The 26,332-nt window shown below is 55.9% G+C and carries 26 protein-coding genes and 1 other RNA gene; 14 read left to right on the forward strand and 13 right to left on the reverse strand.

Going from position 1 to position 26,332, the window contains the following annotated elements; genetic code table 11:
• The 8 genes from mzrA (at position 1) to ACJTMZ_RS15410 (ending at position 4,096) form a co-directional block, all read left to right on the forward strand.
• Entirely contained in the window at positions 1 to 384 is a 384-nt protein-coding gene (gene mzrA / locus ACJTMZ_RS15375; RefSeq protein ID WP_003862640.1) for an EnvZ/OmpR regulon moderator MzrA, read from the forward strand.
• Positions 385 to 527: 143 nt separating this feature from the next.
• Complete coding sequence (locus ACJTMZ_RS15380) at positions 528 to 896, forward strand: DUF1090 domain-containing protein (protein WP_017382428.1); 369 nt, start codon at positions 528 to 530, stop codon at positions 894 to 896.
• Positions 897 to 925: 29 nt separating this feature from the next.
• Entirely contained in the window at positions 926 to 1,231 is a 306-nt protein-coding gene (locus tag ACJTMZ_RS15385; protein ID WP_003862645.1) for a YqjD family protein, read from the forward strand.
• Positions 1,232 to 1,233: 2 nt separating this feature from the next.
• Positions 1,234 to 1,632, forward strand: a complete 399-nt coding sequence (locus ACJTMZ_RS15390; RefSeq protein WP_003862647.1) for a phage holin family protein — start codon at positions 1,234 to 1,236, stop codon at positions 1,630 to 1,632.
• Entirely contained in the window at positions 1,629 to 1,925 is a 297-nt protein-coding gene (locus tag ACJTMZ_RS15395) for a YqjK-like family protein (protein ID WP_003862649.1), read from the forward strand. Before ACJTMZ_RS15390 ends, ACJTMZ_RS15395 begins: the two co-directional genes overlap by 4 nt.
• A 247-nt stretch (positions 1,926 to 2,172) precedes the next feature.
• Positions 2,173 to 2,565: a DoxX family protein gene (locus tag ACJTMZ_RS15400; protein ID WP_006812075.1), complete on the forward strand. Its 393-nt coding sequence runs from the start codon at positions 2,173 to 2,175 to the stop codon at positions 2,563 to 2,565.
• A 72-nt stretch (positions 2,566 to 2,637) separates the two neighbouring features.
• Positions 2,638 to 3,624 (forward strand): glutathione S-transferase family protein, encoded by a 987-nt coding sequence (locus ACJTMZ_RS15405; RefSeq protein WP_039269693.1) that lies wholly within the window; start codon positions 2,638 to 2,640, stop codon positions 3,622 to 3,624.
• 106 nt (positions 3,625 to 3,730) lie between these two features.
• The gene (locus tag ACJTMZ_RS15410) at positions 3,731 to 4,096 is read left to right on the forward strand and encodes a DUF805 domain-containing protein (RefSeq protein ID WP_015571946.1); all 366 of its coding nucleotides are present in this window, start codon (positions 3,731 to 3,733) and stop codon (positions 4,094 to 4,096) included.
• 38 nt (positions 4,097 to 4,134) lie between these two features.
• On the opposite strand, the gene yhaJ is transcribed toward ACJTMZ_RS15410, so the two are convergent.
• Complete coding sequence (yhaJ, locus tag ACJTMZ_RS15415) at positions 4,135 to 5,037, reverse strand: DNA-binding transcriptional regulator YhaJ (protein ID WP_003862655.1); 903 nt, start codon at positions 5,035 to 5,037, stop codon at positions 4,135 to 4,137.
• Between the two features lie 104 nt (positions 5,038 to 5,141).
• On the opposite strand from yhaJ, the gene ACJTMZ_RS15420 reads away from it, so the two are divergent.
• Positions 5,142 to 5,843, forward strand: a complete 702-nt coding sequence (locus ACJTMZ_RS15420; protein WP_017382430.1) for a pirin family protein — start codon at positions 5,142 to 5,144, stop codon at positions 5,841 to 5,843.
• Between the two features lie 80 nt (positions 5,844 to 5,923).
• On the opposite strand, the gene ACJTMZ_RS15425 is transcribed toward ACJTMZ_RS15420, so the two are convergent.
• The 11 genes from ACJTMZ_RS15425 to garL form a co-directional block, all read right to left on the reverse strand.
• Entirely contained in the window at positions 5,924 to 7,228 is a 1,305-nt protein-coding gene (locus ACJTMZ_RS15425) for a serine dehydratase subunit alpha family protein (RefSeq protein WP_192969758.1), read from the reverse strand.
• A gap of 20 nt (positions 7,229 to 7,248) precedes the next feature.
• Positions 7,249 to 8,580: an amino acid permease gene (locus ACJTMZ_RS15430; RefSeq protein WP_017693942.1), complete on the reverse strand. Its 1,332-nt coding sequence runs from the start codon at positions 8,578 to 8,580 to the stop codon at positions 7,249 to 7,251.
• A gap of 274 nt (positions 8,581 to 8,854) precedes the next feature.
• Positions 8,855 to 11,149, reverse strand: a complete 2,295-nt coding sequence (gene pflB, locus ACJTMZ_RS15435) for a formate C-acetyltransferase (RefSeq protein WP_047057413.1) — start codon at positions 11,147 to 11,149, stop codon at positions 8,855 to 8,857.
• A gap of 15 nt (positions 11,150 to 11,164) precedes the next feature.
• Entirely contained in the window at positions 11,165 to 12,373 is a 1,209-nt protein-coding gene (tdcD, locus tag ACJTMZ_RS15440; protein ID WP_045344033.1) for a propionate kinase, read from the reverse strand.
• Positions 12,374 to 12,403: 30 nt separating this feature from the next.
• On the reverse strand, positions 12,404 to 13,735 hold the full coding sequence (gene tdcC, locus ACJTMZ_RS15445; protein WP_006812083.1) for a threonine/serine transporter TdcC: 1,332 nt from the start codon (positions 13,733 to 13,735) through the stop codon (positions 12,404 to 12,406).
• Between the two features lie 10 nt (positions 13,736 to 13,745).
• Positions 13,746 to 14,735 (reverse strand): bifunctional threonine ammonia-lyase/L-serine ammonia-lyase TdcB, encoded by a 990-nt coding sequence (gene tdcB, locus ACJTMZ_RS15450; protein WP_023304478.1) that lies wholly within the window; start codon positions 14,733 to 14,735, stop codon positions 13,746 to 13,748.
• Between the two features lie 96 nt (positions 14,736 to 14,831).
• Positions 14,832 to 15,752: a transcriptional regulator TdcA gene (gene tdcA / locus ACJTMZ_RS15455; protein ID WP_006812085.1), complete on the reverse strand. Its 921-nt coding sequence runs from the start codon at positions 15,750 to 15,752 to the stop codon at positions 14,832 to 14,834.
• 672 nt (positions 15,753 to 16,424) lie between these two features.
• Positions 16,425 to 16,801: RNase P RNA component class A (gene rnpB / locus ACJTMZ_RS15460), an RNA gene on the reverse strand.
• Between the two features lie 32 nt (positions 16,802 to 16,833).
• On the reverse strand, positions 16,834 to 17,979 hold the full coding sequence (gene garK, locus ACJTMZ_RS15465; protein WP_015571955.1) for a glycerate 2-kinase: 1,146 nt from the start codon (positions 17,977 to 17,979) through the stop codon (positions 16,834 to 16,836).
• Positions 17,980 to 18,035: 56 nt separating this feature from the next.
• On the reverse strand, positions 18,036 to 18,926 hold the full coding sequence (gene garR / locus ACJTMZ_RS15470; protein ID WP_017382435.1) for a 2-hydroxy-3-oxopropionate reductase: 891 nt from the start codon (positions 18,924 to 18,926) through the stop codon (positions 18,036 to 18,038).
• A gap of 21 nt (positions 18,927 to 18,947) precedes the next feature.
• Positions 18,948 to 19,718, reverse strand: a complete 771-nt coding sequence (garL, locus tag ACJTMZ_RS15475) for a 2-dehydro-3-deoxyglucarate aldolase (protein WP_003862676.1) — start codon at positions 19,716 to 19,718, stop codon at positions 18,948 to 18,950.
• A 367-nt stretch (positions 19,719 to 20,085) separates the two neighbouring features.
• On the opposite strand from garL, the gene garD reads away from it, so the two are divergent.
• Positions 20,086 to 21,657: a galactarate dehydratase gene (gene garD / locus ACJTMZ_RS15480; protein ID WP_017382436.1), complete on the forward strand. Its 1,572-nt coding sequence runs from the start codon at positions 20,086 to 20,088 to the stop codon at positions 21,655 to 21,657.
• Positions 21,658 to 21,818: 161 nt separating this feature from the next.
• On the opposite strand, the gene ACJTMZ_RS15485 is transcribed toward garD, so the two are convergent.
• Positions 21,819 to 22,622: a DeoR family transcriptional regulator gene (locus ACJTMZ_RS15485; protein ID WP_017693937.1), complete on the reverse strand. Its 804-nt coding sequence runs from the start codon at positions 22,620 to 22,622 to the stop codon at positions 21,819 to 21,821.
• Between the two features lie 239 nt (positions 22,623 to 22,861).
• On the opposite strand from ACJTMZ_RS15485, the gene kbaZ reads away from it, so the two are divergent.
• Genes kbaZ through agaE form a run of 4 tightly spaced genes read left to right on the forward strand, consistent with a single transcriptional unit; the run spans position 22,862 to position 26,320 of the window.
• A complete protein-coding gene (gene kbaZ, locus ACJTMZ_RS15490) occupies positions 22,862 to 24,169 on the forward strand; it encodes a tagatose-bisphosphate aldolase subunit KbaZ (protein ID WP_214596103.1) in 1,308 nt (435 codons plus the stop codon).
• A gap of 19 nt (positions 24,170 to 24,188) precedes the next feature.
• Positions 24,189 to 24,662 (forward strand): PTS N-acetylgalactosamine transporter subunit IIB, encoded by a 474-nt coding sequence (gene agaV, locus ACJTMZ_RS15495; RefSeq protein ID WP_003861728.1) that lies wholly within the window; start codon positions 24,189 to 24,191, stop codon positions 24,660 to 24,662.
• Between the two features lie 10 nt (positions 24,663 to 24,672).
• Complete coding sequence (gene agaW / locus ACJTMZ_RS15500) at positions 24,673 to 25,452, forward strand: PTS N-acetylgalactosamine transporter subunit IIC (RefSeq protein ID WP_003861730.1); 780 nt, start codon at positions 24,673 to 24,675, stop codon at positions 25,450 to 25,452.
• Positions 25,442 to 26,320, forward strand: a complete 879-nt coding sequence (gene agaE, locus ACJTMZ_RS15505; RefSeq protein WP_017693933.1) for a PTS N-acetylgalactosamine transporter subunit IID — start codon at positions 25,442 to 25,444, stop codon at positions 26,318 to 26,320. The genes agaW and agaE overlap by 11 nt, the downstream gene beginning before the upstream one ends.
• Positions 26,321 to 26,332 lie beyond the last annotated feature (12 nt).

The following is a 26,332-nucleotide window of genomic DNA, read 5'->3' on the forward strand; positions in this document are numbered from 1 at the left end:
ATGGTTATCTCCCCGCTCGCGCTGCGCCGCTTCTCTTACGCTATCGTCGCGCTGATGATGTTCAGCGCTCTTATCCTGCTGTGGTCTGCGCTACAGCATCAGGAGTCGACGCTGGCTATCCGTCCTGTGAGCCAGGGAACCAGCGTGCCGGATGGTTTTTCCATCTGGCATCATCTGGACGCAAACGGGATCCGCTTTAAGAGCATCACGCCGCAAGACGATGTACTGCTGATAAAATTTGACTCAAGTGCGCAAAGCGCCGCGGCGAAAGCCGTGCTGGACCGCACGCTGCCGCAGGGTTACATCATTGCGCAACAGGATGATGACAGCCACGTAGCCTCCTGGATGTCACGGTTACGCGACACGTCGCATCGATTTGGTTAACGACTAAGATTCCGAATATTTTCACCTACTTTGGTGAAACTCCCGTTTACTTACTATGCTTAAGTACGCGGAGCACCCCTCAGATGTTCTCCGCATAGTTCTGGAACACGGCTTACGCCGTAACACAATGGAAGGTTTCTATAATGAAATACCGCATCACTCTGGCTCTGGCCCTTTTTTCTTTAAGCACAGCTTCCTTCGCTATGTCTCTTTGTCAGGAGAAAGAACAGGATATCCAACGCGAAATCAGTTATGCCGAAAAGCATAACAATCAGCACCGGATCGACGGGCTGAAAAAAGCGTTGAGCGAAGTGAAAGACAACTGTACGGACAGCAAGCTGCGTGCCGATCATCAGGAAAAAATCGCTGAACAGAAGGACGAGATAGCCGAGCGCCGTCAAGACCTACAGGAAGCGAAAGAGAAAGGTGATGCGGAAAAAATTGCCAAGCGCGAGAGGAAGTTGCAAGAGGCGCAGGACGAACTGAAAGCGCTGGAAGCTCGCGATTATTGAGTTAACGGAAATCTCAACAGGAGAGAATCATGTCAAAAGATACAACTTCAGAAAATCTGCGCGCTGAACTGAAATCCCTGGCGGACACCCTGGAAGAGGTGCTGAACTCTTCTGCGGATAAATCGAAAGAAGAAGTAAGTAAACTGCGCAGCAAAGCGGAGCAGGCACTGAAAGAGAGCCGTTACCGTCTGGGCGAAACCGGTGATGCGCTGGCGAAACAAACCCGCGAAGCGGCAGCGCGCGCAGACGAATATGTACGTGATAATCCATGGACGGGTGTAGGTATTGGCGCCGCAGTGGGTGTGGTGCTGGGTGTCCTGCTGACGCGTCGTTGATTATGGAAGATCCACGTCACGCACAAGGGCCTGCTAAAAACGTCCTCGGCATCGGCCAGCGTATTCTTACGACGCTGGTCGGGATTGCCGAAACGCGCGTCCGGCTTGCGGTAGTGGAGCTGGAAGAGGAGAAAGCCAACCTCTTCCAGATGCTGCTCATGCTTGGGCTTACGATGCTCTTTGCCGCGTTTGGTCTGATGAGCCTGATGGTGTTAATCATCTGGGCTATCGATCCACAGTATCGTCTGAACGCGATGATTGCGACTACCGTGGTTCTGCTGGTGGCGGCGCTGATAGGCGGTATCTGGACCCTGCATAAAGCGCGCACGTCGACCTTCCTGCGCCATACGCGCCAGGAGCTGGCCAACGACCGCGCCCTGCTGGAGGATGATAAGTCGTGAGCGACAAAGCCGAACGTCAAAAGCGGAAAGCGTATCTGTTGAGCCAAATCCAGCAGCAGCGGCTGGATTTGTCTGCCAGCCGTCGAGACTGGGTTGAAGCCACGCATCGGTTTGACCGCGGCTGGAACACGGTCCTGAGCCTGCGCTCATGGGCGCTGGTCGGTAGCAGCGTGATGGCGATCTGGTCGGTTCGGCATCCTAACATGCTGATCCGCTGGGCACGCCGCGGCTTTGGCGCCTGGAGCGCCTGGCGTCTGGTGAAAACCACGCTGCGACAACAGCAGTTGCGCTAGCCTTCTTGCCGGGTGACGCTGCGCTTACCCGGCCTACGATTGCGTGTAGGCCGGGTAAGGCGTAGCCGCCACCCGGCAAAACCCCCTCCCTTACTCAATATCTTTGAAGAAGATTAACAGTTTTCCTTGCTAACATTTGCCATCCGCCCCGTTTACACTCCTCTCCATCGACAGCAAAGACGCGGTATCTACCCGAATTTGCAAGCAAATAACGTTTAGCCGCTGATGTGGTTTCCTGGAGAGTAAAATGAAAAAATTAGAAGATGTTGGTGTACTGGTAGCGCGTATTCTGATGCCTGTTCTGTTCATCACCGCAGGCTGGGGCAAAATTACCGGCTATGCGGGTACTCAGCAGTATATGGAAGCGATGGGCGTGCCGGGGTTCCTGCTGCCACTGACCATTCTGCTTGAGTTCGGCGGCGGCCTGGCAGTGCTGTTCGGTTTCCTGACCCGCACCACGGCGCTGTTCACCGCAGGCTTTACCCTGCTGACCGCGTTCATCTTCCACAGCAACTTTGCGGAAGGCGTGAACTCCCTGATGTTCATGAAAAACCTGACCATCGCGGGCGGCTTCCTGCTGCTGGCTATCACGGGTCCGGGCGCCTACAGCATCGACCGTCTTCTGAATAAGAAGTGGTAAGCAGGCTATACTGATTACATTCAAAGCGAGGAGACATCTCCTCGCTTTTGCTATCTGACGGAGGAGTAAAAAATGGGACAACTCGTAGACGGCGTCTGGCAGGATGTCTGGTATGACACCAAATCCACCGGTGGACGCTTTAAGCGCTCTGTTTCGGCCTTCCGTAACTGGCTGACCGCCGACGGCGCACCCGGCCCGAGTGGCGAAGGGGGCTTTGCGGCGGAAAAAGATCGTTATCATCTGTATGTTTCTCTCGCCTGTCCGTGGGCGCACCGCACGCTGATTGTGCGCAAACTTAAAGGTCTCGAATCGTTAATTCCGGTTTCGGTGGTCAACCCGCTGATGCTGGAAAACGGCTGGACGTTCGACAGTGGCTTCCCGGCCGCGACGGGTGATGAGCTTTATCATCACGATTTCCTGTATCAGCTCTATCTGCGCGCCGATCCGCACTACACCGGACGCGTAACGGTGCCTGTGCTGTGGGACAAGAAAAACCAGACGATCGTCAGCAATGAATCCGCTGAAATCATTCGCATGTTCAATACCGCGTTTGACGCGCACGGTGCCCGCGCCGGGGATTACTACCCGGTTGAGCTGCGCGAGAAAATTGACGAGCTGAACGGCTGGATCTACGACAACGTTAACAACGGCGTCTACAAAGCGGGCTTTGCCACCAGTCAGGAAGCGTACGACGAAGCGGTCGGCAACGTGTTTGGATCCCTGGAGCGCCTGGAGCAGATCCTCGGCCAGCATCGTTATTTAACGGGCGATCGCCTCACCGAAGCAGACATCCGCCTGTGGACGACGCTGATCCGCTTTGATCCGGTGTATGTCACTCACTTCAAGTGCGACAAGCATCGCATCAGTGATTACCTGAACCTGCACGGTTTCCTGCGCGACATCTATCAGATGCCGGGGATTGCGGAGACGGTCAACTTTGACCATATTCGCACCCACTATTTCCGCAGTCATAAGACCATCAACCCAACGGGCATTATCTCCATTGGCCCGTGGCAGGACCTGGATGAACCGCACGGGCGCGACGTGCGTTTCGGATAATTATTTAGGGAATCAATTGATTCCCTTTTTTAATTCACAGCATACATCTATCCTTACCTCGATCGCTTAGAAAACAAGTGATTGACTGATTAAGAGGCAAGGAAAAATGGACTGGTATTTAAAGGTACTGCGCAACTACGTTGGATTTGGTGGCCGCGCCCGCCGCAAAGAGTACTGGATGTTCGTTCTGGTGAACTTCGTCCTGATTATGGTGCTGGGCATTGTGGACAAGATCCTCGGCTGGGAACGCGAGGGGGGTGAAGGCATTCTCACCACCATTTATGGTGTGTTAGTTCTGCTGCCTTCATGGGCCGTACTGTTTCGTCGTCTTCACGACACCGATCGTTCGGCGTGGTGGCTGCTGTTGCTGTTGATCCCGCTTATCGGCTGGATCGTGATTTTGATTTTCAACTGTCAGAGCGGAACGCCGGGCGAAAACCGCTTTGGTCCGGATCCTAAGGCAAGCGCGTAAATTCTGCCCGGTGGCGCTTACGCTTACCGGGCCTACGCTTATTTGTTGTGGTGGGCAAAGAGCTTGGGAATTTCACGCAAACACCATGATTTGGCTTCGCCCATGCTGTCACGACGCCACGCCATAATGATATCCACTTCGCTGGTGTATTCCGGGCTGACGACGCGCAGCCGCCCTTCTGCAATGTCCTTTTCGACAAACGGGTACGGCATCGTCGCCACGCCCAGCCCCGCCAGGAGCGCCTGCCGTTTGTCTTCCAGCGACGTTACCGTCAGTCGCGGCTGTTTATCCAGCAACTGTACCGTTAACACCGGGCGCTCTCGGGCGGTATCCGCGACCGCCACGCCGCGGTATTTCACGCGCGTGACCTCAGAGAGCGGCTCCGGCTCCTGATGGATCGGGTGATCCGGGGCGGCGACGTAGACGTTCATCACGCTGTACAGTTTGCGCGAATTGATTTCTGACGATGAGCGGAAATGCATGTCCGGCGCAATGACGATATCCGCCCTGCCCGTCTCAAGACGCTCCCACGCCCCGGCCAGCACCTCGGTGATGATCGACAGCTGGGTATTGGCTTTCGCGGCCAGTCTGTCCACCAGCGGGAAGAGCGCCTCGGTGGGCACCAGCGCTTCGGTCACTAACGTCAGATGGGTTTCCCAGCCGCGCGCCAGCGCTTCGGCATCGGTCGTCAGCTTATCCGCCGCTTCCAGCAGCACACGACCGCGCTCCAGCAGCATTCGGCCAACGTTAGTGAATTTTGTTCGATGACCGGAACGATCGAAGAGCACCACGTCCAGCTCCTCTTCCAGCTTTTGCATGGTGTAGCTCAGGGCAGACGGAACGCGCCCCAGTTCATCTGCCGCCGCGGCAAAACTGCCGCGCCTGTCAATCGCGTCCATGACGCGAAGCGCCTCAAGCGTCAATGCTCTCTCTTTAGCCATCTCGTTCTCATTCAGGAAATTTGAACATACCAGGCAGAATATCTGGCTAACAATGCAGCGTCCATACCTTTACCATTGATTTAGTGTAAAGAGAGGTCAAGTTTATGATTACGACAAGAACAGCGAAACAGTGCGGACAAGCCGATTTCGGTTGGTTGCAGGCCCGCTACACCTTTTCCTTTGGACACTACTTTGACCCTAAACTCCTCGGTTACGCTTCACTGCGCGTATTGAATCAGGAAGTGCTCGCCCCGGGCGCGTCCTTCCAGCCGCGCACGTACCCTAAAGTCGATATCCTGAACCTGATCCTGGAAGGCGAGGCAGAATACCGCGATAGCGAGGGCAATCATGTCCAGGCGAAGGCTGGCGAGGCGCTGTTAATTTCCACGCAGCCAGGTATTAGCTACAGCGAGCATAACCTCAGCAAAGATAAAACGCTGACCCGCATGCAGCTGTGGCTGGATGCCTGTCCGGAGCGGGAAAATCCGCTGGTGCAAAAAATCGATCTGAAGGGCGGTAAACAGCAGCTGATTGCCTCGCCAGACGGCAGCAAAGGCAGCTTGCAGTTGCGCCAGCAGGTGTGGTTGCACCATATCGAACTGAAAAAAGGTGAACAGGCGAGCTTCCAGCTTCATGGCCCGCGTGCCTATTTGCAGTCCATTCACGGAACGGTGCATGCGGTCACGCATACGGAAGAGAAAGAAGCGCTCACCTGCGGTGACGGGGCGTTTATTCGTGACGAAGCGAATATCACCCTGGTTGCCGATACGCCGCTGCGCGCGCTGCTGATTGATTTGCCGGTTTAAGATCAACACGCCCCCTCGCTCGATCGGTTCCCTCTCCCTATGGGAGAGGGTTAGGGTGAGGGGTAACGGGTTGGATTAAATCACAACACCTTACTCGCCATAATTTCAATGATCTGCCGGTCCGTCGCCTGCATTGAGCGGCACGCCAGGGCGCACAGGTTAGAGATAGACTGTTCCACGTCGTGCGCCACAATCCCCTCGTTACCCGTCACCGCAGTATCATCCAGCGCCATCATCACGGCTTTCCAGGCGCTGGTGACGCTGGTCGAGACCTTCATTGCGCAGCTGTTAGAGGCCCCATCGCAGATCATCCCGCTCACGTCGCCGATCATACTGCCGATCGCCATGGCAATGGTCTGGTAAGATCCGCCCATCAGCCACGCCATCCCCGCCGCTGCCCCCATTCCGGCCGTTGTCGCCGCGCACAACGCGGACAAGCGCGGAAGCTGGTAATGGATATAGATAGCCGACAGATGCGAGAGCATCAGCGCCCGCGCCAGCCGTTCGTCATCGGCCTGAACGTGCTCAGCCACCACCACTACCGGCATGGTGGCGGTGATGCCCTGATTCCCGGAACCCGAGTTGCTCATCGCCGGCAGCGTCGCGCCTCCCATGCGGGCATCCGAGGCTGCGCTGGTGCGGATAATAATGTCTGAACCCAGATCCTGCGCCATCCAGCCGCGTGCGCGCTGTTTATTGAGCGTCGCGCCAATATGCAGCCCCCAGTTGCCACGCAAACCTTCGCGGGAGAGCGCATCGTTCAGCCGCCCCGCATCGAGGATAAAGCGGATCGCGTCGATCGGCACCTGCTCTACAAACTCAAGGATCTGCGACAGCGTGGTGGTCGAGAGTACCGCCAGCGGATCGTCGTTGTTCTGGCTCTGACGATCGTCAAGCCTGAAGCGCGTTTCGCCCTGACAAACTACCTCCACCACGCGAGTGTGCCCGCCAGCGATGGTCACCGTCGCCGAGGATTCACCGACGTAAACGCAGGCGCGTGAATAGAGGATCTCCTCGCACGGCTCCTGCAATTTCACCTGCACCAGACCCGCGTTCAGCAGTGCTTTGGCGCGCGTTAGCGCCTCGGCCGATGCGTCTTTCAACACCTCCAGCCCGGCGTGTGCATTACCGCCTGTCGCCCCCAGCGCGGCCGCGATGGGTAAACCGACCATACCGGTGCCGGGCACCGTTACGCCAAGCCCGTTTTTCATCAGGTTCGGCGATACCCACGCCTCGATACGCGTCACCTCACCGTCAAGCTGTCCGGCAGCCATCGCGCACGCCAGCGCCAGCGAGACGGGTTCGGTACAGCCCAGCGCAGGCTTTACCTCTTCCTGCACAGCGCGAATAAAATGGTTCCATAAAGGATTAATTTGCTCAGACATCGTTACGACCTTATTTAGCCTCATGAGAAGGCGAGGAAAGGAGAAACACAAAGCAGCAGCCCGGTAATCACAATAATCACCAGCGATACGCCTTTATATTTATGAAGTGCGGGCACTTTGTAGACCAGCCACGCCGGAATTAAGCAGCCCACCATCCCGAAAATAGGGCTACAGATGGAGGTGAAGCTCAGCACCGGCGCGTTTAACACAATCGCGCTCCAGGCCAGCAGGATAGCGAACAGCATAATCCCGCGCTGGACGGTGCTTTCATTGATTTTCTCCGCCGGCATTTTGCGGCGCAGGATGTTCATCACGATGCCCTGCGTCGCCTCACGAAAGCCGAGATAGACGCCAAAGAACGCGGTCATCACGGCAAAAATGTTGAGGATCACGCTGACGATTTTGACCCAGCCCGCACCGTCACCGCTGATGAACTGTGCTGCGATTGCCAGGGCGGAAATATTCTGCTCGTAGGCTTTTACCGCCTCGTCGTGCCCCATCGCCAGCGTAAAGGAGACCGCGTAGAAAAAGACCGTCACAAACAGCACGCCAAAAGCGATATTCATTGCCCGCAGCGCTTTATGACGCGCCACCTCAACGGATTTTTCCCGTGAACGATAGGAAATCACCATCGGGCTTAATGTCTGAATAAACAGAATGGAGGTTAAGGTGAAAGGCAGCGTAATAATGGCGTTTTTAATCAGCAGGCCCATCGGCGGCAGCATACCGACGTTGGCTAAATGCCAGAGGCCAATCATCGAAAGCCCCAGCGCCGCCACCACAAATAATTTGGTCAGCACCATCAGGCTGGAGACTTTAAACAGCAGTTTTTCACCGCGCGACGAAATGGCGACCAGAATGCAGATCAGGAATAAGCCGTAGAACGGATTTTCCGACAGCAAACCGTCGGTTACGCCGAAGGTGTGTAGGTAGGATGCGCTGTCGTTGGTGATAGCCGTGGAATAGACAAACATCCAGATCACCAGCATCACGAAATAAAGCGCACCCAATAAGATGCCCCAGTTTTTACCTAAATAACCGCTAATGACGCTCGGGTAATCTTTGCATTCCGGTGATTCCGCCAGCGTATTAATAAACAGGCGCTGGAACAGGTACATAGCCGGATAACCAATTATCGACGAGAGTAAAAACACCCACAGCCCCATTAACCCGACCTGCACAGGAAGAAAAACGATGCCCGCGCCGATAGCCATCCCGATACTCATGATGACCCAGCCCGTATCGGTGCTGTCGAATTTGATCGCCTCTCGCCATTCGCTTTCGCTCATTCCCGCCCGCCTTGCCGCAGGGGAATCACTCACAATCACACTGCTGTTTGTTGCCATATTCATTGGGCACTCGCTTATTTTGTAGGGTAACTGGTTGTTTTTATAAGGTTCCGATCGCCAGCGATTGCGAGTCAGAGGGTGCAGGTGTGAGTTATTGATATGGGAAGATCATATCCGGAGCGCGGGAGAAAAAAGTCACAACTTTTATAGGGATTTTCTAAAGCGAGAGAATAATATTACTTCGGGATAGCAGAAAGGAGAGTAAGTTTTCTAAAATTGACGACGTTCACAAAATTAAAAGCCTCCCCATTTGAGGAGGCTGAAGATGAAGCCTGTATTACATCGCCTGCGTAAACGTCCTCGAAATCACGTCCTGCTGCTGCTCGCGCGTCAGGGCGTTAAACCGCACCGCATAACCTGAAACGCGGATCGTCAGGTTCGGATAGTTCTCCGGATGGGCGACGGCATCCAGCAGCATCTCCCGGTTCATCACGTTGACGTTCAGGTGTTGCCCGCCCTCAATGGTCGCTTCGTGGTGGAAGTATCCGTCCAGCAGCCCGACAAGGTTGGTTTTGCGCACCGGCTCGTCCTTGCCCAGTGCCTGCGGCACGATGGAGAAGGTGTAGGAGATCCCGTCTTTGGCATAGGTGAACGGCAGCTTGGCGACCGAGGTTAACGACGCCACCGCCCCTTTTCTGTCGCGCCCGTGCATCGGGTTGGCGCCAGGCGCAAACGGCGTGCCGCCGCGACGTCCGTCCGGCGTGTTGCCGGTCTTCTGCCCGTAAACCACGTTGGAGGTGATGGTCAGGATCGACTGCGTCGGTACCGCGTTGCGGTACGTCGGCAGCGCCTGGATTTTCTTCATAAAGCGCTCAACCAGATCGCAGGCGATACTGTCCACGCGATCGTCGTTGTTGCCGTACTGCGGATAGTCGCCTTCGATGACGAAATCGACCGCCAGACCGGTGTGGTCGCGCACCGGTTTTACCGTGGCGTATTTGATGGCCGACAGGGAATCCGCCGCCACCGACAGCCCGGCAATGCCGCAGGCCATGGTGCGGTAGACGTCCCGGTCGTGCAGCGCCATCAGCGAGGCTTCGTAGCTGTATTTATCATGCATGTAGTGAATGAGATTCAGCGCGCTGATGTACTGTACCGCCAGCCAGTCCATGAAGTGATCGAGGCTCGCCATTACGGTGTCGTAATCCAGTACCTCATCCAGCAGCGGCTCGGTTTTCGGCCCCACCTGGATCTTCAGCTTCTCATCCACCCCGCCGTTGATTGCGTACAGCAGCGTTTTCGCCAGGTTGGCGCGTGCGCCGAAGAACTGCATCTGCTTGCCGATCACCATCGGGCTGACGCAGCAGGCAATGGCGTAGTCGTCGCTGTTGAAGTCGGCGCGCATCAGATCGTCGTTCTCGTATTGCAGCGAGGAGGTGACGATCGACACCTGCGCGGCGTATTTCTTGAACGCGATCGGCAGTTGTTCGGACCAGAGGATCGTCAGGTTTGGCTCCGGCGCAGGCCCCATGGTGTGAAGGGTATGCAGGTAGCGGAAGCTGTTTTTGGTCACCAGCGTACGGCCATCCAGCCCCATGCCGCCAATCACTTCCGTGGCCCAGATCGGATCGCCGGAGAAGAGCGTGTCGAACTCCGGCGTGCGCAGGAAACGTACCATGCGGATCTTCATGATGAAGTGGTCGATCAGCTCCTGGGCCTGCACCTCATTCAGCCTTCCTGCCTGCATGTCGCGTTCAATGTAGATATCGAGGAACGAGGCCGTGCGCCCCAGCGACATCGCCCCGCCGTTCTGGGATTTCACTGCGGCAAGGTAGGCAAAGTAGACCCACTGCACCGCTTCCTGCGCATTCATCGCCGGACGTGAAATATCAAACCCATAGTTCGCCGCCATCTGCTGGATCTGGAGCAACGCACGTTTATGCTCCGCCAGCTCCTCGCGCAGGCGGATCGTGGCCTCCAGTTCTTCTCCGCGCTCCAGTTTCCCCTGGAGATCGGCGAACTGAAGTTCACGCTCGCGCACCAGATAGCTGATGCCGTACAGCGCCACGCGACGGTAGTCGCCGATGATGCGTCCGCGCCCGTAGCCGTCCGGCAGACCGGTCAGCACCCCCGATTTGCGGCAGCGCATCATCTCCGGGGAGTAAACGTCAAACACGCCCTGGTTGTGGGTTTTGCGCAGATCTGTGAAGAGATATTCAAACTGCGGATCCATCTCGCGACCGTAGGCTTCGAACGAGCTGCGGATCATGTTGATCCCGCCGTACGGATGCAGGGCGCGCTTGAGCGGCTTGTCGGTTTGCAGGCCAACGATCGTCTCCAGCTCCTGATCAATATAGCCCGGCCCGTGCGCGGTAATAGTAGTGGCGATGTTGGTGTCAAAATCCACCGGAGCGTGAGTAGCATTCTCCTGACGAATGCCGACCATCACCTTCTGCCACAGCGCCGTCGTTGCTGGCGTCGCCTGCGCGAGGAAAGCTTCATCGCCTTCATAAGGGGTGTAGTTATGCTGAATAAAATCGCGCACGTTAATGGCGTTTTTCCATTCTTCACCGCGAAACCCGGCCCATGCGTCGCTGTAAGGCGCGACGCCCGTATCGATTGTTACTTTCATCAGATTCTCGCTTTATCAGGCGTAAGCCGCAGCCGGAGTAACCTTCCCAAGACGGAGGGCGTCCAGTGCGATCATTTTTTCTTCATTGGTAGGGATCACCGCGCAGGCCGCGCGGGACGACTCGGTAGAGATCACGCGCTCGCCCGCGCTGCCCGGCAGGGCATTTTTGGACTCGTCGAGGATGATGCCAAACACCTTAAGATGCTCCACCACCAGCGCGCGGATAAGCACGGAGTTCTCACCGATCCCGCCGGTAAACACCACGCCATCCAGACGGTGCAGGGACGCGGCATGACCGGCGATATGTCGCGCAATCCGGTGGACGAAGGTCTTTATTGCCAGCCGCGCCCGCTCGTTGCCGTCATGCCAGGCTTTCTCCAGCGCGCGCAAATCGGAGGAGATGCCAGAGATCCCCAGCAGCCCGGACTCTTTGTTGACCACGCGCTCCAGATCCTCGAACGACTGGCCGGTCTGCCGGGCAATCCACGCCATCGCGCCAAAATCCACGTCGCCGCAGCGCGTGCCCATCACCAGTCCTTCAAGCGGCGTCATCCCCATGGACGTGTCCACGCTTACGCCGTTACGCACCGCGCAGATGGACGCCCCGTTGCCGAGATGGGCAATCACCAGGCCGCTGTCATCGGGAGAGAGCCCGAGCAGCGCGTGCGCCTGCGCCGACACGTAGCGGTGAGAGGTGCCGTGGAAACCGTAGCGGCGCACGCCCAGCTCTTCAAAATAGCGGTACGGCAAGCCGTACAAATACGCCTGCGGCGCCATGGTCTGGTGGAAGCTGGTATCAAATACCGCCACCTGCTGCACGCCGGGGAACAGGCGCCCGGCGGCTTCCACGCCGCTCAGGTTGGCGTAGTTATGCAGCGGCGCCAGCGGGGAGACCTCGCGGATCTGCGCCATCACCTCTTCCGTGATCAGGGTCGACTCGCTGAAGAGGTCGCCGCCGTGGGCAATGCGATGACCAATCAAGGCCACGCTGCCCATCAGGTTGCGTTTCTCCAGCTCCAGGGCGATGGCGGCCAGCGCCCCTTCGTAGTCCTGGTGAGCCAGTCTGACCGGCTCACCCCCATTCACGGAAATAAAGGCTTTTTCTGTGTTGATGCCGTCCGCAATGCCCGTCATCAGGGCATCGCAGCCTGCGGCGTCCAGCACCGAGAACTTAACAGAGGACGATCCGCAGTTAATGACCAGTACTACCGGAAACTCAATCATGGTATGGCTCCGCTCTTCCTGAGCTTTGGTTTAAAACAGTTTGTACACGATGTTCAAAATGGTCAGCAGTCCGACCACGGTTACGAAGATGTTCTCGGTCCGGCCTTTATATTTCGCCAGCGCAGGCGCCTTGCGGATGGCGTACATCGGCAGCAGGCACAGCAGAGAGGCGATAATTGGCGCGCCCATGGCTTCAATAAGGTCCAGGATGTTCGGGTTGGCGTAGGCCACAATCCAGGTGGAGCCCATGATGAAGACCATGCTGATGGTGTTCAGCTTGCCGACGGAGACTTTCTTCTTGTCGCCCTTGTAACCGAACTTGAGGATCAGACCGTTTAGCCCCTCCAGCGTGCCCAGATAGTGGCCGAAGAAGGATTTAAAGATAGCGACCAGCGCGATGATGGAGGCGCCGTATTCCAGCACCGTGGCGAACGTGGATTTACTGCCTGACATCGACGCGAAGTGGTTCGCCAGGTAAGAGAGCACCGGAATGTTCTGCGCTTTGGCGTCCGCCATGTTCTGCGGAGAGAGCGTAAACAGGCAGCTAAAGGCGAAGAACATCACCACCGCCACCATCAGCAGGCTGGCGCGACCAATGATTTTGGAACATTTCTGCTCGGTAAACTCTTTCCCGAACTCTGGTTCGTACTCTTCGCGTTTGGAGACCACAAACGAGGAGACGATAGGCGAGAAGTTGAAGGAGAAGACCATGATGGAGATCCCCAGCCACACCGTGACCAGAATGCCGTCATGACCGGTGAAGGCGATATCGCTCAGGTTAACCTGGTCGATCACCGCCGAGTTCCAGTACGGGATCAGCGAGAGAGAAATCAACACCAGGCTGGCGATGAACGGGAACACAAGGTAGCTCATCACTTTCACCATCAGGTCTTTACCGAACCAGATAACAAAAGCCATCAGCAGCAGCAGGAATAGCGCCACCACGCCGCGGTTCAGGGCGGGCATCTGGAGCTGGTTTTCCCAGAAGGTCATAAAGGTGTTGGTAATGGTGACGCCGTAAATCCACAGCAGCGGGCAAATGGCAAAGAAGTAGAGGAAGGTGATCACCACCCCTCCGGTCTTACCAAAATGCTCCTCCACCGTTTCGGTGATGTTGCCGGAGACGTTACTGCCGGACAAACACAGACGCGCCAGCGCGCGGTGGCAGTAAAACGCAATCGGGAACGCGAGTACCAGCATCAGCAGGATAGGGATCAGGCCGCCAAAGCCTGCACGGATAGGGAAGAACAGCACGCCTGCGCCAATGGCGGTACCAAACAGGCCGAGCGTCCAGGTGGTATCCGATTTACGCCAGGTGGACGTTTTTGTCTGGCCAACGATAATGCTTTCTGTGTTGCTCATAAGTCATCCTTTATGCGTCAACGAAGCCGGTAATTTGGGAAACACGGGAGAGATCGATATTGCCGCCGGAAATAATGCAGACGGTTTTTCGGCCCTGAATATAGTGGTCCAGCTTGCCGCTTAATAACGCCGCGCACGCCAGCGCACCGGCACCTTCCGTGACCACCTTATTTCGCTGAATAAGCGCGATCATGCTGTTGCGAATCTCGTCTTCGCTGACCAGCACAATGTCATCGACTAATTCACGAACAATTTCGAAGGTTAAATTACCTGGGCGAGACACGTCGCAGCCGTCAGCTAATGTGCCGGTAACACGATGACTGGTTATTTCTCCGGCCTGATACGATGCCGCCATTCCGTGCACATTTTCAGACTGCACGCCGATAATATTGATAGTTGGGTTGATGGATTTAATTGCTGTCGCAATACCGGCAATTAAACCGCCGCCGCCGATGGGGACAATCACGTTATCCACGTCATATAAATCTTCGAGGATTTCCAGGCCGATGGTGCCCTGGCCGGCAATGACTTTCGGATCGTCGTAAGGCGGGATAAAAATGCGCCCTTCCATCTCGACGATTTCGCTCACTTTGGCGATGGTGTCGTTAAAGTTTTCGCCGTGCAGCACCACTTCGGCGGAGTAGTCGCGCGTGGCGGCAACCTTGGATTTCGGCGCGCCCATCGGCATGACCACTTTGCCGTCGATGCCGAGCATGGCGCAGGAGAGAGAGACCCCCTGCGCGTGGTTCCCTGCGGAACAGGCCACCACGCCCTTGCGTTTTTCCGCATCGGTCAGCGAGCTTAATTTATTAAACGCCCCACGTATTTTAAACGAACCGGTACGCTGCATATTTTCAAATTTCAGGAATATCTCACCCTTACACCGTTCGCTCAGATAATTCGAGCGCGGCATACCGGTTTTATAGATCTTTCCCGCCAGTCTTTTTCTGGCGTCCTGAATATCTTCAATGGTCACCGGGAGATCGTAAGTAATGTGCATAATATCCTCGTTATAATAATTCATTGTTTTCAGGCAAAGTCAGGGTATCAGAGCGTTAAAAAGCGTCGCTCCGGGTGTTTTAAATCATCATTATTTCTATCGTCGTTTTTCGATATTCATCGACGAATATTGTTTTGCCAGTTCAACTAATACTGACGCCGATTTTTTAATACTGTAATTTTTTGACCACACGGCGGCATAACGCGCCACGGGTAATTCATCTTCCACCGGCAGAACAATAAACTGGTCCGAGCCGAATGGCGCAATCATGTCACGGGGGATCACCGTCAGGTAATCGGCATTGAGGACAAGGTTATAGATGGTGACGACGGAATCGGTCTGGACGATGTTTTCAATGCTTATGTGGTTGTCTTGCAGGGTGGTCAGGAGTTCGTTGTAGTAGCCCATATCGGTTTGCGGCATCACCCACTGCTCGTGCGTGAGCGATGCCAGTCTGGTCGGGCCGGTGCACGTTCGTGATTTACTCGCCACCAGCACAAACTCGGATTCAAACAGTGGCTCAACGTGAAGATCCTGAAGCTGCATCCCGTCGCTCAGCGTGCCGATGGCGAAATCCAGCCGGCCATCGCGAATGGCGGGCAGGAATGAAGAGAGCTGCGCTTCATACATTGAGACACGCGCTTTCGGGAACACTTCCTTGAATTTTTTGATCATCCCGGACAGGAAGGTGAAGCCAATCAGCGACGGATAGCCAAAAGAGACGTCCATGACGGTACTGAAACTGAGGCTGTTGATCTCGCTCACCATGTTTTTCATTTCGCGGGTGATCGACTCAGCGTAGGACAGCAGCACCTGACCGGCGGCAGTGAGTTTTACGCCGGTGTTCTTACGCACCATCACTTCCACCCCAAAGTAGGATTCGATGTCGCTGATGATTTTGCTGACGGCAGGTTGCGTCAGCCCCAGTTGTCTTGCAGCAGAACCTATGGAGCCACTTTTGATGACTTCCTGAAATACCACGAGGTGCTGTGTTTTCGGTAGAATAATAGTATTCATAATATTCTGCGCTTATTTCCCTATGACGCAGCGGATTCTACCCAATATTGTTTCAGGGGGTATGTGCTGTTACTCACAATTTGCCATGACGCTCTGTTTTCAATCGCACCAGAAATCTATTTATATCTTTATAAATCAAATGCTTATCACAATAAAAATACGCATTTACGCTGATATTGATCAATAAAAAACGCGGTAATAAATTTATTTTATGGCAATAACCAGCGTGAATTTTTTTGCTTTAAAAATATTAATAAAGGCTATCTTTCAGGCAATTAAAGGTTAATAAAACACCATTATTCCTTTAAAACATTTTTGTGGTTTATCAACTTTACCAGGAATATTTATTCACTTTCCGGTTAAAGAGTGGGATATATCACACATTCACCAGAAGAATGTTTTTAGATTCAATATTAAATTATCAAATGAATAACATTCGGCATCACTGACTAAACATTTACAACATCTTCTCAACACTAAAATTTTCTAATTTTACAGCGTTAAATTTTGTGATTACGATCATGCGCAGCAGATGAGAGGAACACACAGTCAGGCAAATAGTGAAATGTGCTTAGCGTCGCAAAATTGAGAATTGATGTCGTTTGGCGCTTCGCTTACCCGGCCTGCAACCTTCTGAAAGCAAAAACCCCGCCGAAGCGGGGTTTCGTAAGAAGTTGAAGCTGACCGATAAGCCGGGTTCTGTCGTGGACAGTCATTCATCTAGGCCAGCAATCGCTCACTGGCTCAAGCAGCCTACCCGGGTTCAGTACGGGCCGTACCATGTGAACCCCTATTTGGCCTTGCTCCGGGTGGAGTTTACCGTGCCACGGACTGTTACCAGCCGCGCGGTGCGCTCTTACCGCACCCTTTCACCCTTACCTGATCCCGCTTGCGCGGGCCATCGGCGGTTTGCTCTCTGTTGCACTGGTCGTGGGTTTCCCCCCCAGGCGTTACCTGGCACCCTGCCCTGTGGAGCCCGGACTTTCCTCCCCTCCGCCCGTCTCCCCCGAAAGGGACGACGACGAAGCGGCGACTGTCTGGTCAGCTTCGGCGCGCAGTATAGAGGGTTTGCGCGCCGCTGTCACCCCTGGCTACGCATGCCTACCTGCAATGTGGCCGCGATATTCCGCGAGGCGCGGTAAATGTTGTCATACGCTCCCTGGAACGCCTCTTCCAGTGAACCGATGCGGGTCAGTACGCTGAACACCGCGTCGATGCCGTACTGATGCACCACACCCACATCCTGCGTCAGACTTCCGGCAATCCCGATCACCGGCTTATGGTATTTTTTGGCGACGCTCGCCACACCGACGGGCACTTTGCCATTAATGCTCTGGCTGTCGATGCGCCCTTCCCCGGTCAGCACCCACGTGCAGTCGTGAATATGTTCTTCAAGATTGAGCGCCTGAGTGACAATCTCGATGCCGCTTTTCAGCTCAGCGCCCAGGAAGGCCATCAGCGCTGCGCCCATGCCGCCCGCGGCGCCAGCCCCCGGAACCCGGTTGACGTCAATGCGCAGCGATTTTTTGATCACCCCGGCGTAGTGGCTAAGATTGGCGTCGAGTTCGAGGATCATCTCCTCCGTGGCGCCTTTTTGCGGGCCAAAGATACGCGACGCGCCGCTTTCACCGACCAGCGGATTCGTCACGTCACAGGCGACGCGGATTGCGCATCCCTGAAGACGCGGATCGAGATCGGAAATATCAATCCGGTTAAGCGCCATCAGGCTGCCGCCGCCGTAGCCGATCTCCGTCCCGTTCGCATCCGTAAACTTCGCGCCCAGCGCCTGCATCATACCCGCGCCCCCATCGTTGGTTGCGCTCCCGCCGATACCGATAATGATGTTGCGCGCGCCTTTATCCAGCGCGCTGAGGATCAGCTCCCCCGTCCCGCGCGACGTCGTGACCAGCGGGTTACGCTGCGCGGGAGGAACAAGCACCAGGCCGCTGGCGGCGGCCATCTCGATAAACGCGGTGGTACCGTCGCCCGAGATCCCCCAGCTGGCCTTCACCTTTTCCCCTAACGGGCCGGTGACGACAGCCTGCTGCCAGGTGCCCTGCGTCGCAGCGATCATCGCTTCAACCGTACCTTCTCCGCCGTCAGCAACGGGAACAGACACGTAATGAGCATCGGGGAAAATTTCCCGAAATCCTTTTTCTATCGCCTGCGCCACCTCGGTGGCAGACAGGCTTTCTTTATAAGAGTCTGGCGCGATTACGATTTTCATAGTTGTATGCCTGAGCCGTAGGCCCGGTAAGCGTAACGCCACCGGGCAGGACGTCATTAGCGAGCAATTTCAACCTTCGCCAGTTTTTCGTAATAGCACGCTAACGCGCTGTGATCGGCGGTGCCCAGACCGTCCGCACGCAGCGCCTGCATCATCTCCATGACGGCGGCAGTCAGCGGCAGCTGCGCGCCCACGCCGTGGGAGGTATCCAGCGCATTCGCCAGATCCTTAATGTGCAGATCGATGCGGAAGCCCGGCCTGAAGTTACGATCCATCACCATCGGCGCCTTGGCATCCAGCACGGTGCTGCCCGCCAGACCACCGCGAATGGCCTGATAGACCAGATCCGGATTAACGCCCGCTTTGGTGGCCAGCGTCAGCGCCTCGGACATGGCCGCGATGTTCAACGCCACAATCACCTGGTTTGCCAGCTTGGTGACGTTGCCTGCGCCAATTTCACCGGTGTGCACCACGGAGCCAGCCATGGCTTTCATCAGGTCGTAGTATTTGTCGAACACGGCTTTATCGCCCCCGACCATCACCGACAGGGTGCCGTCGATGGCTTTCGGTTCGCCGCCGCTGACCGGCGCATCCAGCATCTCCACGCCCTTCGCTTTCAGCGCTTCGCTGATTTCGCGGCTTGCCAGCGGTGCGATAGAACTCATGTCGATCACCACCAGACCCGGCTTCGCGCCGTCGATAATGCCGTTCTCACCCAGCGCCACCTCTTTCACGTGCGGGGAGTTTGGCAGCATGGTGATAATTACGTCGCACTGCTCAGCAATCGCTTTTGCGGTTGTCGCCGTTTCTGCGCCAGCCGCAATCACCTCTGCCACCGCGTCTGAATTCCGATCTAAAACCACCAGTGAGTAACCTGCTTTGATGAGGTTTTTGCTCATCGGTTTGCCCATGATACCCAGGCCAATAAAACCCACTTTCAGCGTCATAATCTGTTTCCTCAATGATGGTTATTTTTTAAAAGCGTCCGCTAATTTCTGCGTGGCGGCGCGGAATACGCCGAGATCGCTGCCCACGGCAACAAACGTTGCGCCCCACTCCAGGTAGCGGCGGGCATCGGCTTCCACTGGCGCCAGAATGCCGCACGGTTTACCGTGCGCTTTGGCACGGGCAAAAATGTGCTGAATTGCACGCTGCACGTCCGGATGGCTGGCGTTACCCAGATGACCAAAGGCGGCCGCCAGATCGCTCGGGCCGACGAAAATGCCGTCTACCCCCTCCGTCGCGGCAATGGCGTCGACGTTATCGACCCCCTGCTGGCTCTCGATCTGAACCAGAATGGTGATGTTCTTGTTGGACTGGGCGAAATAGTCCGGCACGGTGCCAAACATGTTGGCGCGGTGCGAGACGGACACGCCGCGGATCCCTTCCGGTGGATAGCGGGTCGCCGCCACGGCCAGCACTGCTTCTTCTTCCGTTTCAACAAACGGGATCAGGAAGTTGTAGAAGCCGATATCCAGCAGACGCTTGATGATCACCGGCTCGTTGGTGGGCACACGCACCACCGGCGCGCTGTGGCTGCCTTTCAGCGCCATCAGCTGCGGAATAAACGTGTTGATATCGTTTGGCGCATGTTCGCCGTCCAGCACCAGCCAGTCGAACCCGGCCAGGCCCAGCACTTCGGTGCTGATGGGGTTGGCCAGCGCAGACCAGCAGCCAATCTGAATCTGGTGCGCCGCGAGGGCCGCTTTAAATTTATTCGGGAAGATGTCGTTACTCATTACTTATACCTTTTTTAATTCCGCAGTTTTAGCCAGTAGCTTTTCTTATTTATTCCGACTCAGCGTCAGCGTTATATTTATTTTCCTGACTGAATTTTGGCGTTATAAAATCGTCATTCAGTATAATCGTCACCACCCGGCAGCACATTGTCTCAATGCTCAATTATCCAACGGGAGTGGCACGCTATTTTGAGCATATGCCCAACACAGTGGGCGCTGATGCACAGAATCAACGATTAGTGGTTCGGGAGCGATCGCGATCACATTCTCACCTTTCCTCTCCTGGCATTCTTTATTTCCTCAATAAGAAACAATTAACCATCTGGCTATATTTAGTATCAGATATTTTGCTGGAGAAGAGTGAACAATGGCCGATATTGAAATTCGACAGGCGTCGCCGACGGCGTTCTATATAAAAGTGCACGATACCGATAACGTGGCGATTATTGTCAACGACAATGGCTTAAAAGCTGGCACCCGCTTTCCGGATGGCCTGGAGCTGATTGAGCACATTCCGCAGGGGCATAAAGTCGCACTGGTCGATATCCCGGCGCAGGGCGAAATCGTGCGCTACGGCGAAGTCATCGGCTATGCGGTGCGCGCTATCCCGCAGGGTAGCTGGATTGAGGAGTCGCTGGTTGAGCTGCCCACCGCCCCGCCGCTGGAGTCGTTGCCGCTGGCTACCCGCGTCCCTGAGCCGTTGCCTCCGCTGGAGGGTTATACCTTCGAGGGTTACCGCAACGCGGATGGCAGCGTGGGAACCAAAAACCTGCTTGGCATCACCACCAGCGTGCATTGCGTGGCGGGCGTAGTGGATTATGTGGTGAAAATTATTGAGCGCGATCTGTTGCCGAAATACCCCAACGTTGACGGCGTGGTGGGTCTTAACCACCTGTACGGCTGCGGCGTGGCGATCAACGCGCCCGCAGCGGTCGTGCCGATCCGCACGATTCACAATATCGCCCTTAACCCAAACTTTGGCGGTGAGGTCATGGTGATTGGTCTCGGCTGTGAAAAATTGCAGCCAGAACGCCTGTTGCAGGGTACGGAAGATGTGAAAGCCATTCCGGTTGACGATGCCAGTGTTGTGCGTCTTCAGGATGAACACCATGTCGGCTTCAGATCGATGGTCGACGACATTTTACAGGTGGCAGAGCGCCATCTGGAGAAGCTGAACAAACGCCAGCGTGAAACCTGCCCGGCCTCTGAACTGGTCGTTGGGACACAGTGTGGCGGCAGCGATGCGTTTTCCGGCGTCACCGCTAACCCGGCGGTAGGTTATGCCTCCGATCTGTTCGTGCGCTGCGGCGCCACGGTGATGTTCTCCGAAGTCACCGAAGTACGTGATGCTATCCACCTGCTCACGCCGCGCGCCGTCAACGAAGAGGTGGGCAAACGCCTGCTGGAGGAGATGGCCTGGTACGATAACTATCTCGACATGGGCAAAACCGACCGCAGCGCCAACCCGTCTCCAGGTAACAAGAAAGGCGGCCTGGCCAACGTGGTGGAAAAGGCCCTCGGGTCGATAGCCAAATCCGGCCAGAGCGCGATTGTGGAAGTGCTCTCCCCTGGCCAGCGACCAACCAAACGCGGTCTGATCTACGCGGCAACGCCTGCCAGTGATTTCGTGTGCGGTACCCAGCAGGTAGCATCCGGCATTACGGTACAGGTCTTTACCACCGGGCGCGGCACGCCGTACGGCCTGATGGCGGTACCGGTGATCAAAATGGCGACCCGCACCGAGCTGGCAAACCGCTGGTATGACTTAATGGATATCAACGCGGGCACCATCGCCACCGGGGAAGAGAGTATTGAAGAGGTGGGCTGGAAGCTGTTCCACTTCATTCTGGATGTGGCAAGCGGGCGGAAGAAAACCTTCTCCGATCAATGGGGATTGCATAACTCGCTGGCGGTGTTTAACCCGGCGCCGGTGACCTGATGGCCCCTCACCCTGCCCTCTCCCCACCGGGCAGAGGGTAAAAAACCGCACCGAGCAGTCCCCTCCCCCCTATGGGGCTGAGGGTTCCCCACAAAATAATGCCTGCACAGACGGCCCCCTCTCCCTTGAGGGAGAGGGCTGGGGTGAGGGGAAAAGCCCCTTTAGACCAGCACCACATCGATCCCGCTTTTGCGTAACCCTTCCAGGCTTTCCGCCGGAATGCCTTCATCAACGATAATCATGTCGATCCGCTGGGTATCAATGATTTTATGCAGGCTTGAACGGTTAAACTTGCTGGAGTCAGTGACAACGATAATACGCTCCGCCACCTCGCACATTTTGCGGTTCAGACGGGCTTCATCCTCGTTGTGCGTACTCACCCCCCGGTCGAGATCGATGGCATCGACGCCCAGGAACAGCAGGTCAAAATGGTAATTCTGTAAGGACTGCTCCGCCTGATCGCCATAGAAGGACTGCGACTGACGGCGCAAGTGCCCGCCGGTCATCAGCAGCTCTACGCCCTCCGCTTCCAGCAGCGCGTTTGCCACGTTCATCCCGTTGGTCATGGCAATGACATCGGTGTGCTGGCGCAGCATGCGGGCAATTTCAAAGGTTGTGGTGCCGGAGTCCAGAATAATGCGGTGACCCGGCTTCACCAGTTCAGCCGCCGCCTGCGCGATGCTGCGCTTCACTGCCGTATTAAGGGAACTTTTGTCCTCAACGGACGGCTCCACGCCGGGGGCATTGCCTTCGCAAATCAGCGCGCCGCCGTAAGCGCGAACGGCAATCCCCTGCTTTTCCAGAAAGGCCAGATCGTTACGGATCGTCACCGTCGACACGCCGAATAAAAGAGAAAGATCGTTAACCTGCACGCTTCCCTGCGCCCGCAACCGCTGAATGATCTGCTCTCGCCTTTCACTGGTGCCGGTGATGCGCTTCTCTGCGGATGAATCGGTGCTGCTCATACGAGCTCCTTAGTAAATACACTTTCGTTTCATTTCGTTTTGCTTATTAACGCCTTTCTTTTGAGGGAATGCAAGCCCTGTATGGTGTGCGGACGCAAGCTTAACCGCCGCTGAAACCTTTCATTATGTTTCTTTTGTGAAACAGATCGGAAAACTATTATCTTTCGTTTTATTTTTACCTCACCATAATGCAGTATCAAATGAAACAAAACGAAAGATGAATACCAACACCATCCGAAATGGAGAGGAAAGTGAAACATCTGACAGAAATGGTGGAACAACATAAACGGGGGAATACAAACGGGATTTATGCCGTCTGTTCCGCACATCCACTGGTACTTGAAGCTGCACTACGTTACGCCCATTCACAACAGACGCCCCTGCTGATAGAAGCCACCTCAAACCAGGTGGATCAGTTTGGCGGTTATACCGGTATGACGCCCGCCGATTTTTATGGGTTTGTCTGCAAGCTGGCGGGATCTCTTGGTTTCCCCACCTCGCTGCTGATCCTTGGCGGCGATCATTTAGGTCCAAACCGCTGGCAAAACCTGCCGGCTTCGCAGGCGATGGCGAACGCCGACGATCTGATCAGAAGCTACGTGGCGGCCGGATTTAAAAAAATTCACCTCGATTGCAGCATGTCCTGCGAAGACGACCCGGTTCCGTTAACCGATGCAATCGTTGCCGGGCGTGCCGCTCGGCTGGCTAAAATTGCCGAAACCACCTGTCTCGAGCAATTTGGCGTAGCCGATCTGGTCTACGTTATCGGCACGGAAGTTCCGGTTCCCGGTGGGGCACACGAGACGCTGACCGAGCTTGAGGTCACCACGCCAGAGGCGGCACGCGCCACGCTTGAGGCACACCGCCACGCATTCGAGAAGGAAGGGTTAAGCGACATCTGGCCGCGCATTATTGGCCTGGTGGTTCAGCCTGGCGTTGAGTTCGACCATGCGCAGGTTTGTGACTATCAACCGCATAAAGCCGTCGCGCTGAGCGAGATGGTTGAAGCCTACGACACGCTTGTATTTGAAGCACACTCTACCGATTACCAGACGCCGCAGGCGCTGCGCCAGTTGGTGAAAGATCACTTCGCCATTCTGAAAGTCGGCCCTGCGCTAACCTTCGCGCTGCGCGAAGCGCTGTTCTCACTGGCAGCAATTGAAGAAGAGCTGCTGCCGGCAAAAGCCTGCTCAGGGCTGCGTCACGTCCTGGAAAACGTGATGCTCGATCGCCCGGAATACTGGCAAAGCCACTATCACGGCGACGGCAATGCCCGTCGCCTGGCGCGCGGTTACAGCTATTCCGACCGCGTGCGCTATTACTGGCCAGACAGCCAGATTGACGACGCCTTTGAGCGGCTGGTACGCAACCTGGCGGATGAACCGATCCCGCTGCCGCTGATCAGCCAGTATCTGCCGTTGCAGTACAGCAAAGTTCGCGATGGCGCTCTCAGGTCCACACCACGGGAACTCATCCTCGACCACATTCAGGACATACTCCAGCAGTACCATGCCGCCTGCGAAGGCGTAACGACTCAACACGCATAATTAAAAAGAGGAAAACGCTATGCCAAACATTGTCTTATGCCGCATTGATGAACGCCTGATCCACGGTCAGGTGGGCGTACAGTGGGTGGGGTTTGCGGGGGCGAACCTGGTGCTGGTGGCAAATGACGAGGTTGCAGACGATCCGGTTCAGCAAAACCTGATGGAGATGGTGCTGGCGGAAGGCATCGCCGTGCGTTTCTGGTCCCTGCAAAAAGTGATCGACAACATTCATCGCGCCGCCGACCGGCAGAAAATTCTGCTGGTCTGTAAAACACCGGCTGATTTTTTAACGCTGGTCGAGGGCGGCGTGCCCATCACCCGTATTAACGTCGGAAATATGCATTACGCCAGTGGCAAACAGCAAATTGCCAAAACGGTATCTGTAGACGCGAACGATATCGCCGCGTTTAACGGCCTGAAGGCGGCCGGAGTGGAATGCTTCGTTCAGGGCGTTCCAACAGAGACTGCTTTGGATCTCTTTAAACTGCTCTGAGGGATTCACAATGGAAATCAGTCTGTTGCAGGCTTTCGCGCTGGGGCTTCTCGCCTTTATAGCGGGCCTGGATATGTTTAACGGCTTAACACACATGCACCGTCCGGTGGTGCTCGGGCCACTGGTTGGCCTGATTCTGGGCGATTTGCACACCGGAATTCTGACCGGCGGTACGTTAGAACTGGTCTGGATGGGACTCGCGCCGCTGGCGGGCGCGCAGCCGCCAAACGTGATTATCGGCACCATCGTTGGCACCACATTTGCCATTACTACAGGCGTGAAGCCGGATGTCGCCGTTGGGGTCGCCGTGCCGTTTGCCGTGGCGGTTCAGATGGGGATCACCTTCCTCTTCTCGGTGATGTCCGGCGTGATGTCCCGTTGCGATCGCATGGCGGCTAACGCAGACACCCGTGGTATTGAACGGGTCAACTATCTGGCACTGCTGGCGCTCGGCGTCTTCTACTTCCTGTGCGCGTTTCTGCCCATCTACTTCGGGGCTGAACATGCGAAAACCGCCATTGACGTGCTGCCGGAACGTCTGATCGACGGTCTCGGCGTCGCGGGCGGCATCATGCCAGCGATCGGCTTCGCCGTGCTGCTGAAGATCATGATGAAAAACGTTTACATCCCTTACTTCATTATCGGCTTTGTCGCCGCGGCCTGGCTGAAACTCCCGGTGCTGGCGATTGCCGCGGCTGCGCTGGCGATGGCGCTGATCGACCTGCTGCGCAAATCGCCTGAACCCACGGCGCCTGCGGCCCAGAAAGAGGAATTTGAAGATGGCATCTAATCACACCACCCTGCCGGGCGTGTCTGAAAGTGAAGAGACACTGCTGACCGGCGTGAATGAAAACGTCTACGAAGACCAGAGTATTGGCGCTGAGCTAACGAAAAAGGATATTAACCGTGTCGCCTGGCGTTCCATGCTGCTACAGGCCTCGTTTAACTACGAGCGTATGCAGGCCTCCGGCTGGCTGTATGGGCTACTGCCCGCGCTGAAAAAGATCCACACCAATAAGCGGGACCTGGCGCGCGCCATGAAAGGCCATATGGGTTTCTTTAACACCCACCCGTTCCTGGTGACCTTCGTCATCGGCATTATTCTGGCAATGGAGCGTTCCAAGCAGGATGTGAACAGCATCCAGAGCACTAAAATTGCCGTCGGCGCACCGCTCGGTGGCATTGGTGACGCCATGTTCTGGCTGACCCTGCTGCCCATCTGCGGGGGGATTGGCGCCAGCCTGGCGCTACAGGGATCCATTCTTGGCGCGGTGGTCTTTATCGTGCTGTTTAACGTGGTGCATCTCGGCCTGCGTTTTGGTCTGGCGCACTATGCCTACCGAATGGGGGTCGCCGCGATCCCGCTGATCAAGGCCAACACCAAAAAGGTTGGTCATGCTGCGTCCATTGTCGGGATGACAGTGATTGGTGCGCTGGTGGCAACCTATGTGCGCCTGAATACCACACTCGAGATTAAAGCCGGGGATGCAGTCGTCAAACTGCAAACCGATGTGATCGACAAACTGATGCCCGCCTTTCTGCCGCTGGTCTACACCCTGACCATGTTCTGGCTGGTACGCCGTGGCTGGAGCCCGCTGCGCCTGATTGGTATCACCGTGGTGCTGGGCGTTGTCGGTAAATTCTGTCACTTCCTGTAATAAGCAAAGAGG

The organism is Enterobacter sp. DN, from assembly GCF_046054285.1.
In the GTDB taxonomy this organism is placed as follows: domain Bacteria; phylum Pseudomonadota; class Gammaproteobacteria; order Enterobacterales; family Enterobacteriaceae; genus Enterobacter; species Enterobacter hormaechei_C.

Bases quoted from the DNA above. Each gene is read 5' to 3' on its own strand.
- mzrA (WP_003862640.1), top strand. From the start codon at position 1: ATGGTTATCTCCCCGCTCGCGCTGCGCCGCTTCTCTTACGCTATCGTC.
- ACJTMZ_RS15380 (WP_017382428.1), top strand. From the start codon at position 528: ATGAAATACCGCATCACTCTGGCTCTGGCCCTTTTTTCTTTAAGCACA.
- ACJTMZ_RS15385 (WP_003862645.1), top strand. From the start codon at position 926: ATGTCAAAAGATACAACTTCAGAAAATCTGCGCGCTGAACTGAAATCC.
- ACJTMZ_RS15390 (WP_003862647.1), top strand. From the start codon at position 1,234: ATGGAAGATCCACGTCACGCACAAGGGCCTGCTAAAAACGTCCTCGGC.
- ACJTMZ_RS15400 (WP_006812075.1), top strand. From the start codon at position 2,173: ATGAAAAAATTAGAAGATGTTGGTGTACTGGTAGCGCGTATTCTGATG.
- ACJTMZ_RS15405 (WP_039269693.1), top strand. From the start codon at position 2,638: ATGGGACAACTCGTAGACGGCGTCTGGCAGGATGTCTGGTATGACACC.
- ACJTMZ_RS15410 (WP_015571946.1), top strand. From the start codon at position 3,731: ATGGACTGGTATTTAAAGGTACTGCGCAACTACGTTGGATTTGGTGGC.
- yhaJ (WP_003862655.1), bottom strand. From the start codon at position 5,037: ATGGCTAAAGAGAGAGCATTGACGCTTGAGGCGCTTCGCGTCATGGAC.
- ACJTMZ_RS15420 (WP_017382430.1), top strand. From the start codon at position 5,142: ATGATTACGACAAGAACAGCGAAACAGTGCGGACAAGCCGATTTCGGT.
- ACJTMZ_RS15425 (WP_192969758.1), bottom strand. From the start codon at position 7,228: ATGTCTGAGCAAATTAATCCTTTATGGAACCATTTTATTCGCGCTGTG.
- ACJTMZ_RS15430 (WP_017693942.1), bottom strand. From the start codon at position 8,580: ATGAATATGGCAACAAACAGCAGTGTGATTGTGAGTGATTCCCCTGCG.
- pflB (WP_047057413.1), bottom strand. From the start codon at position 11,149: ATGAAAGTAACAATCGATACGGGCGTCGCGCCTTACAGCGACGCATGG.
- tdcD (WP_045344033.1), bottom strand. From the start codon at position 12,373: ATGATTGAGTTTCCGGTAGTACTGGTCATTAACTGCGGATCGTCCTCT.
- tdcC (WP_006812083.1), bottom strand. From the start codon at position 13,735: ATGAGCAACACAGAAAGCATTATCGTTGGCCAGACAAAAACGTCCACC.
- tdcB (WP_023304478.1), bottom strand. From the start codon at position 14,735: ATGCACATTACTTACGATCTCCCGGTGACCATTGAAGATATTCAGGAC.
- tdcA (WP_006812085.1), bottom strand. From the start codon at position 15,752: ATGAATACTATTATTCTACCGAAAACACAGCACCTCGTGGTATTTCAG.
- garK (WP_015571955.1), bottom strand. From the start codon at position 17,979: ATGAAAATCGTAATCGCGCCAGACTCTTATAAAGAAAGCCTGTCTGCC.
- garR (WP_017382435.1), bottom strand. From the start codon at position 18,926: ATGACGCTGAAAGTGGGTTTTATTGGCCTGGGTATCATGGGCAAACCG.
- garL (WP_003862676.1), bottom strand. From the start codon at position 19,718: ATGAGTAACGACATCTTCCCGAATAAATTTAAAGCGGCCCTCGCGGCG.
- garD (WP_017382436.1), top strand. From the start codon at position 20,086: ATGGCCGATATTGAAATTCGACAGGCGTCGCCGACGGCGTTCTATATA.
- ACJTMZ_RS15485 (WP_017693937.1), bottom strand. From the start codon at position 22,622: ATGAGCAGCACCGATTCATCCGCAGAGAAGCGCATCACCGGCACCAGT.
- kbaZ (WP_214596103.1), top strand. From the start codon at position 22,862: ATGGAGAGGAAAGTGAAACATCTGACAGAAATGGTGGAACAACATAAA.
- agaV (WP_003861728.1), top strand. From the start codon at position 24,189: ATGCCAAACATTGTCTTATGCCGCATTGATGAACGCCTGATCCACGGT.
- agaW (WP_003861730.1), top strand. From the start codon at position 24,673: ATGGAAATCAGTCTGTTGCAGGCTTTCGCGCTGGGGCTTCTCGCCTTT.
- agaE (WP_017693933.1), top strand. From the start codon at position 25,442: ATGGCATCTAATCACACCACCCTGCCGGGCGTGTCTGAAAGTGAAGAG.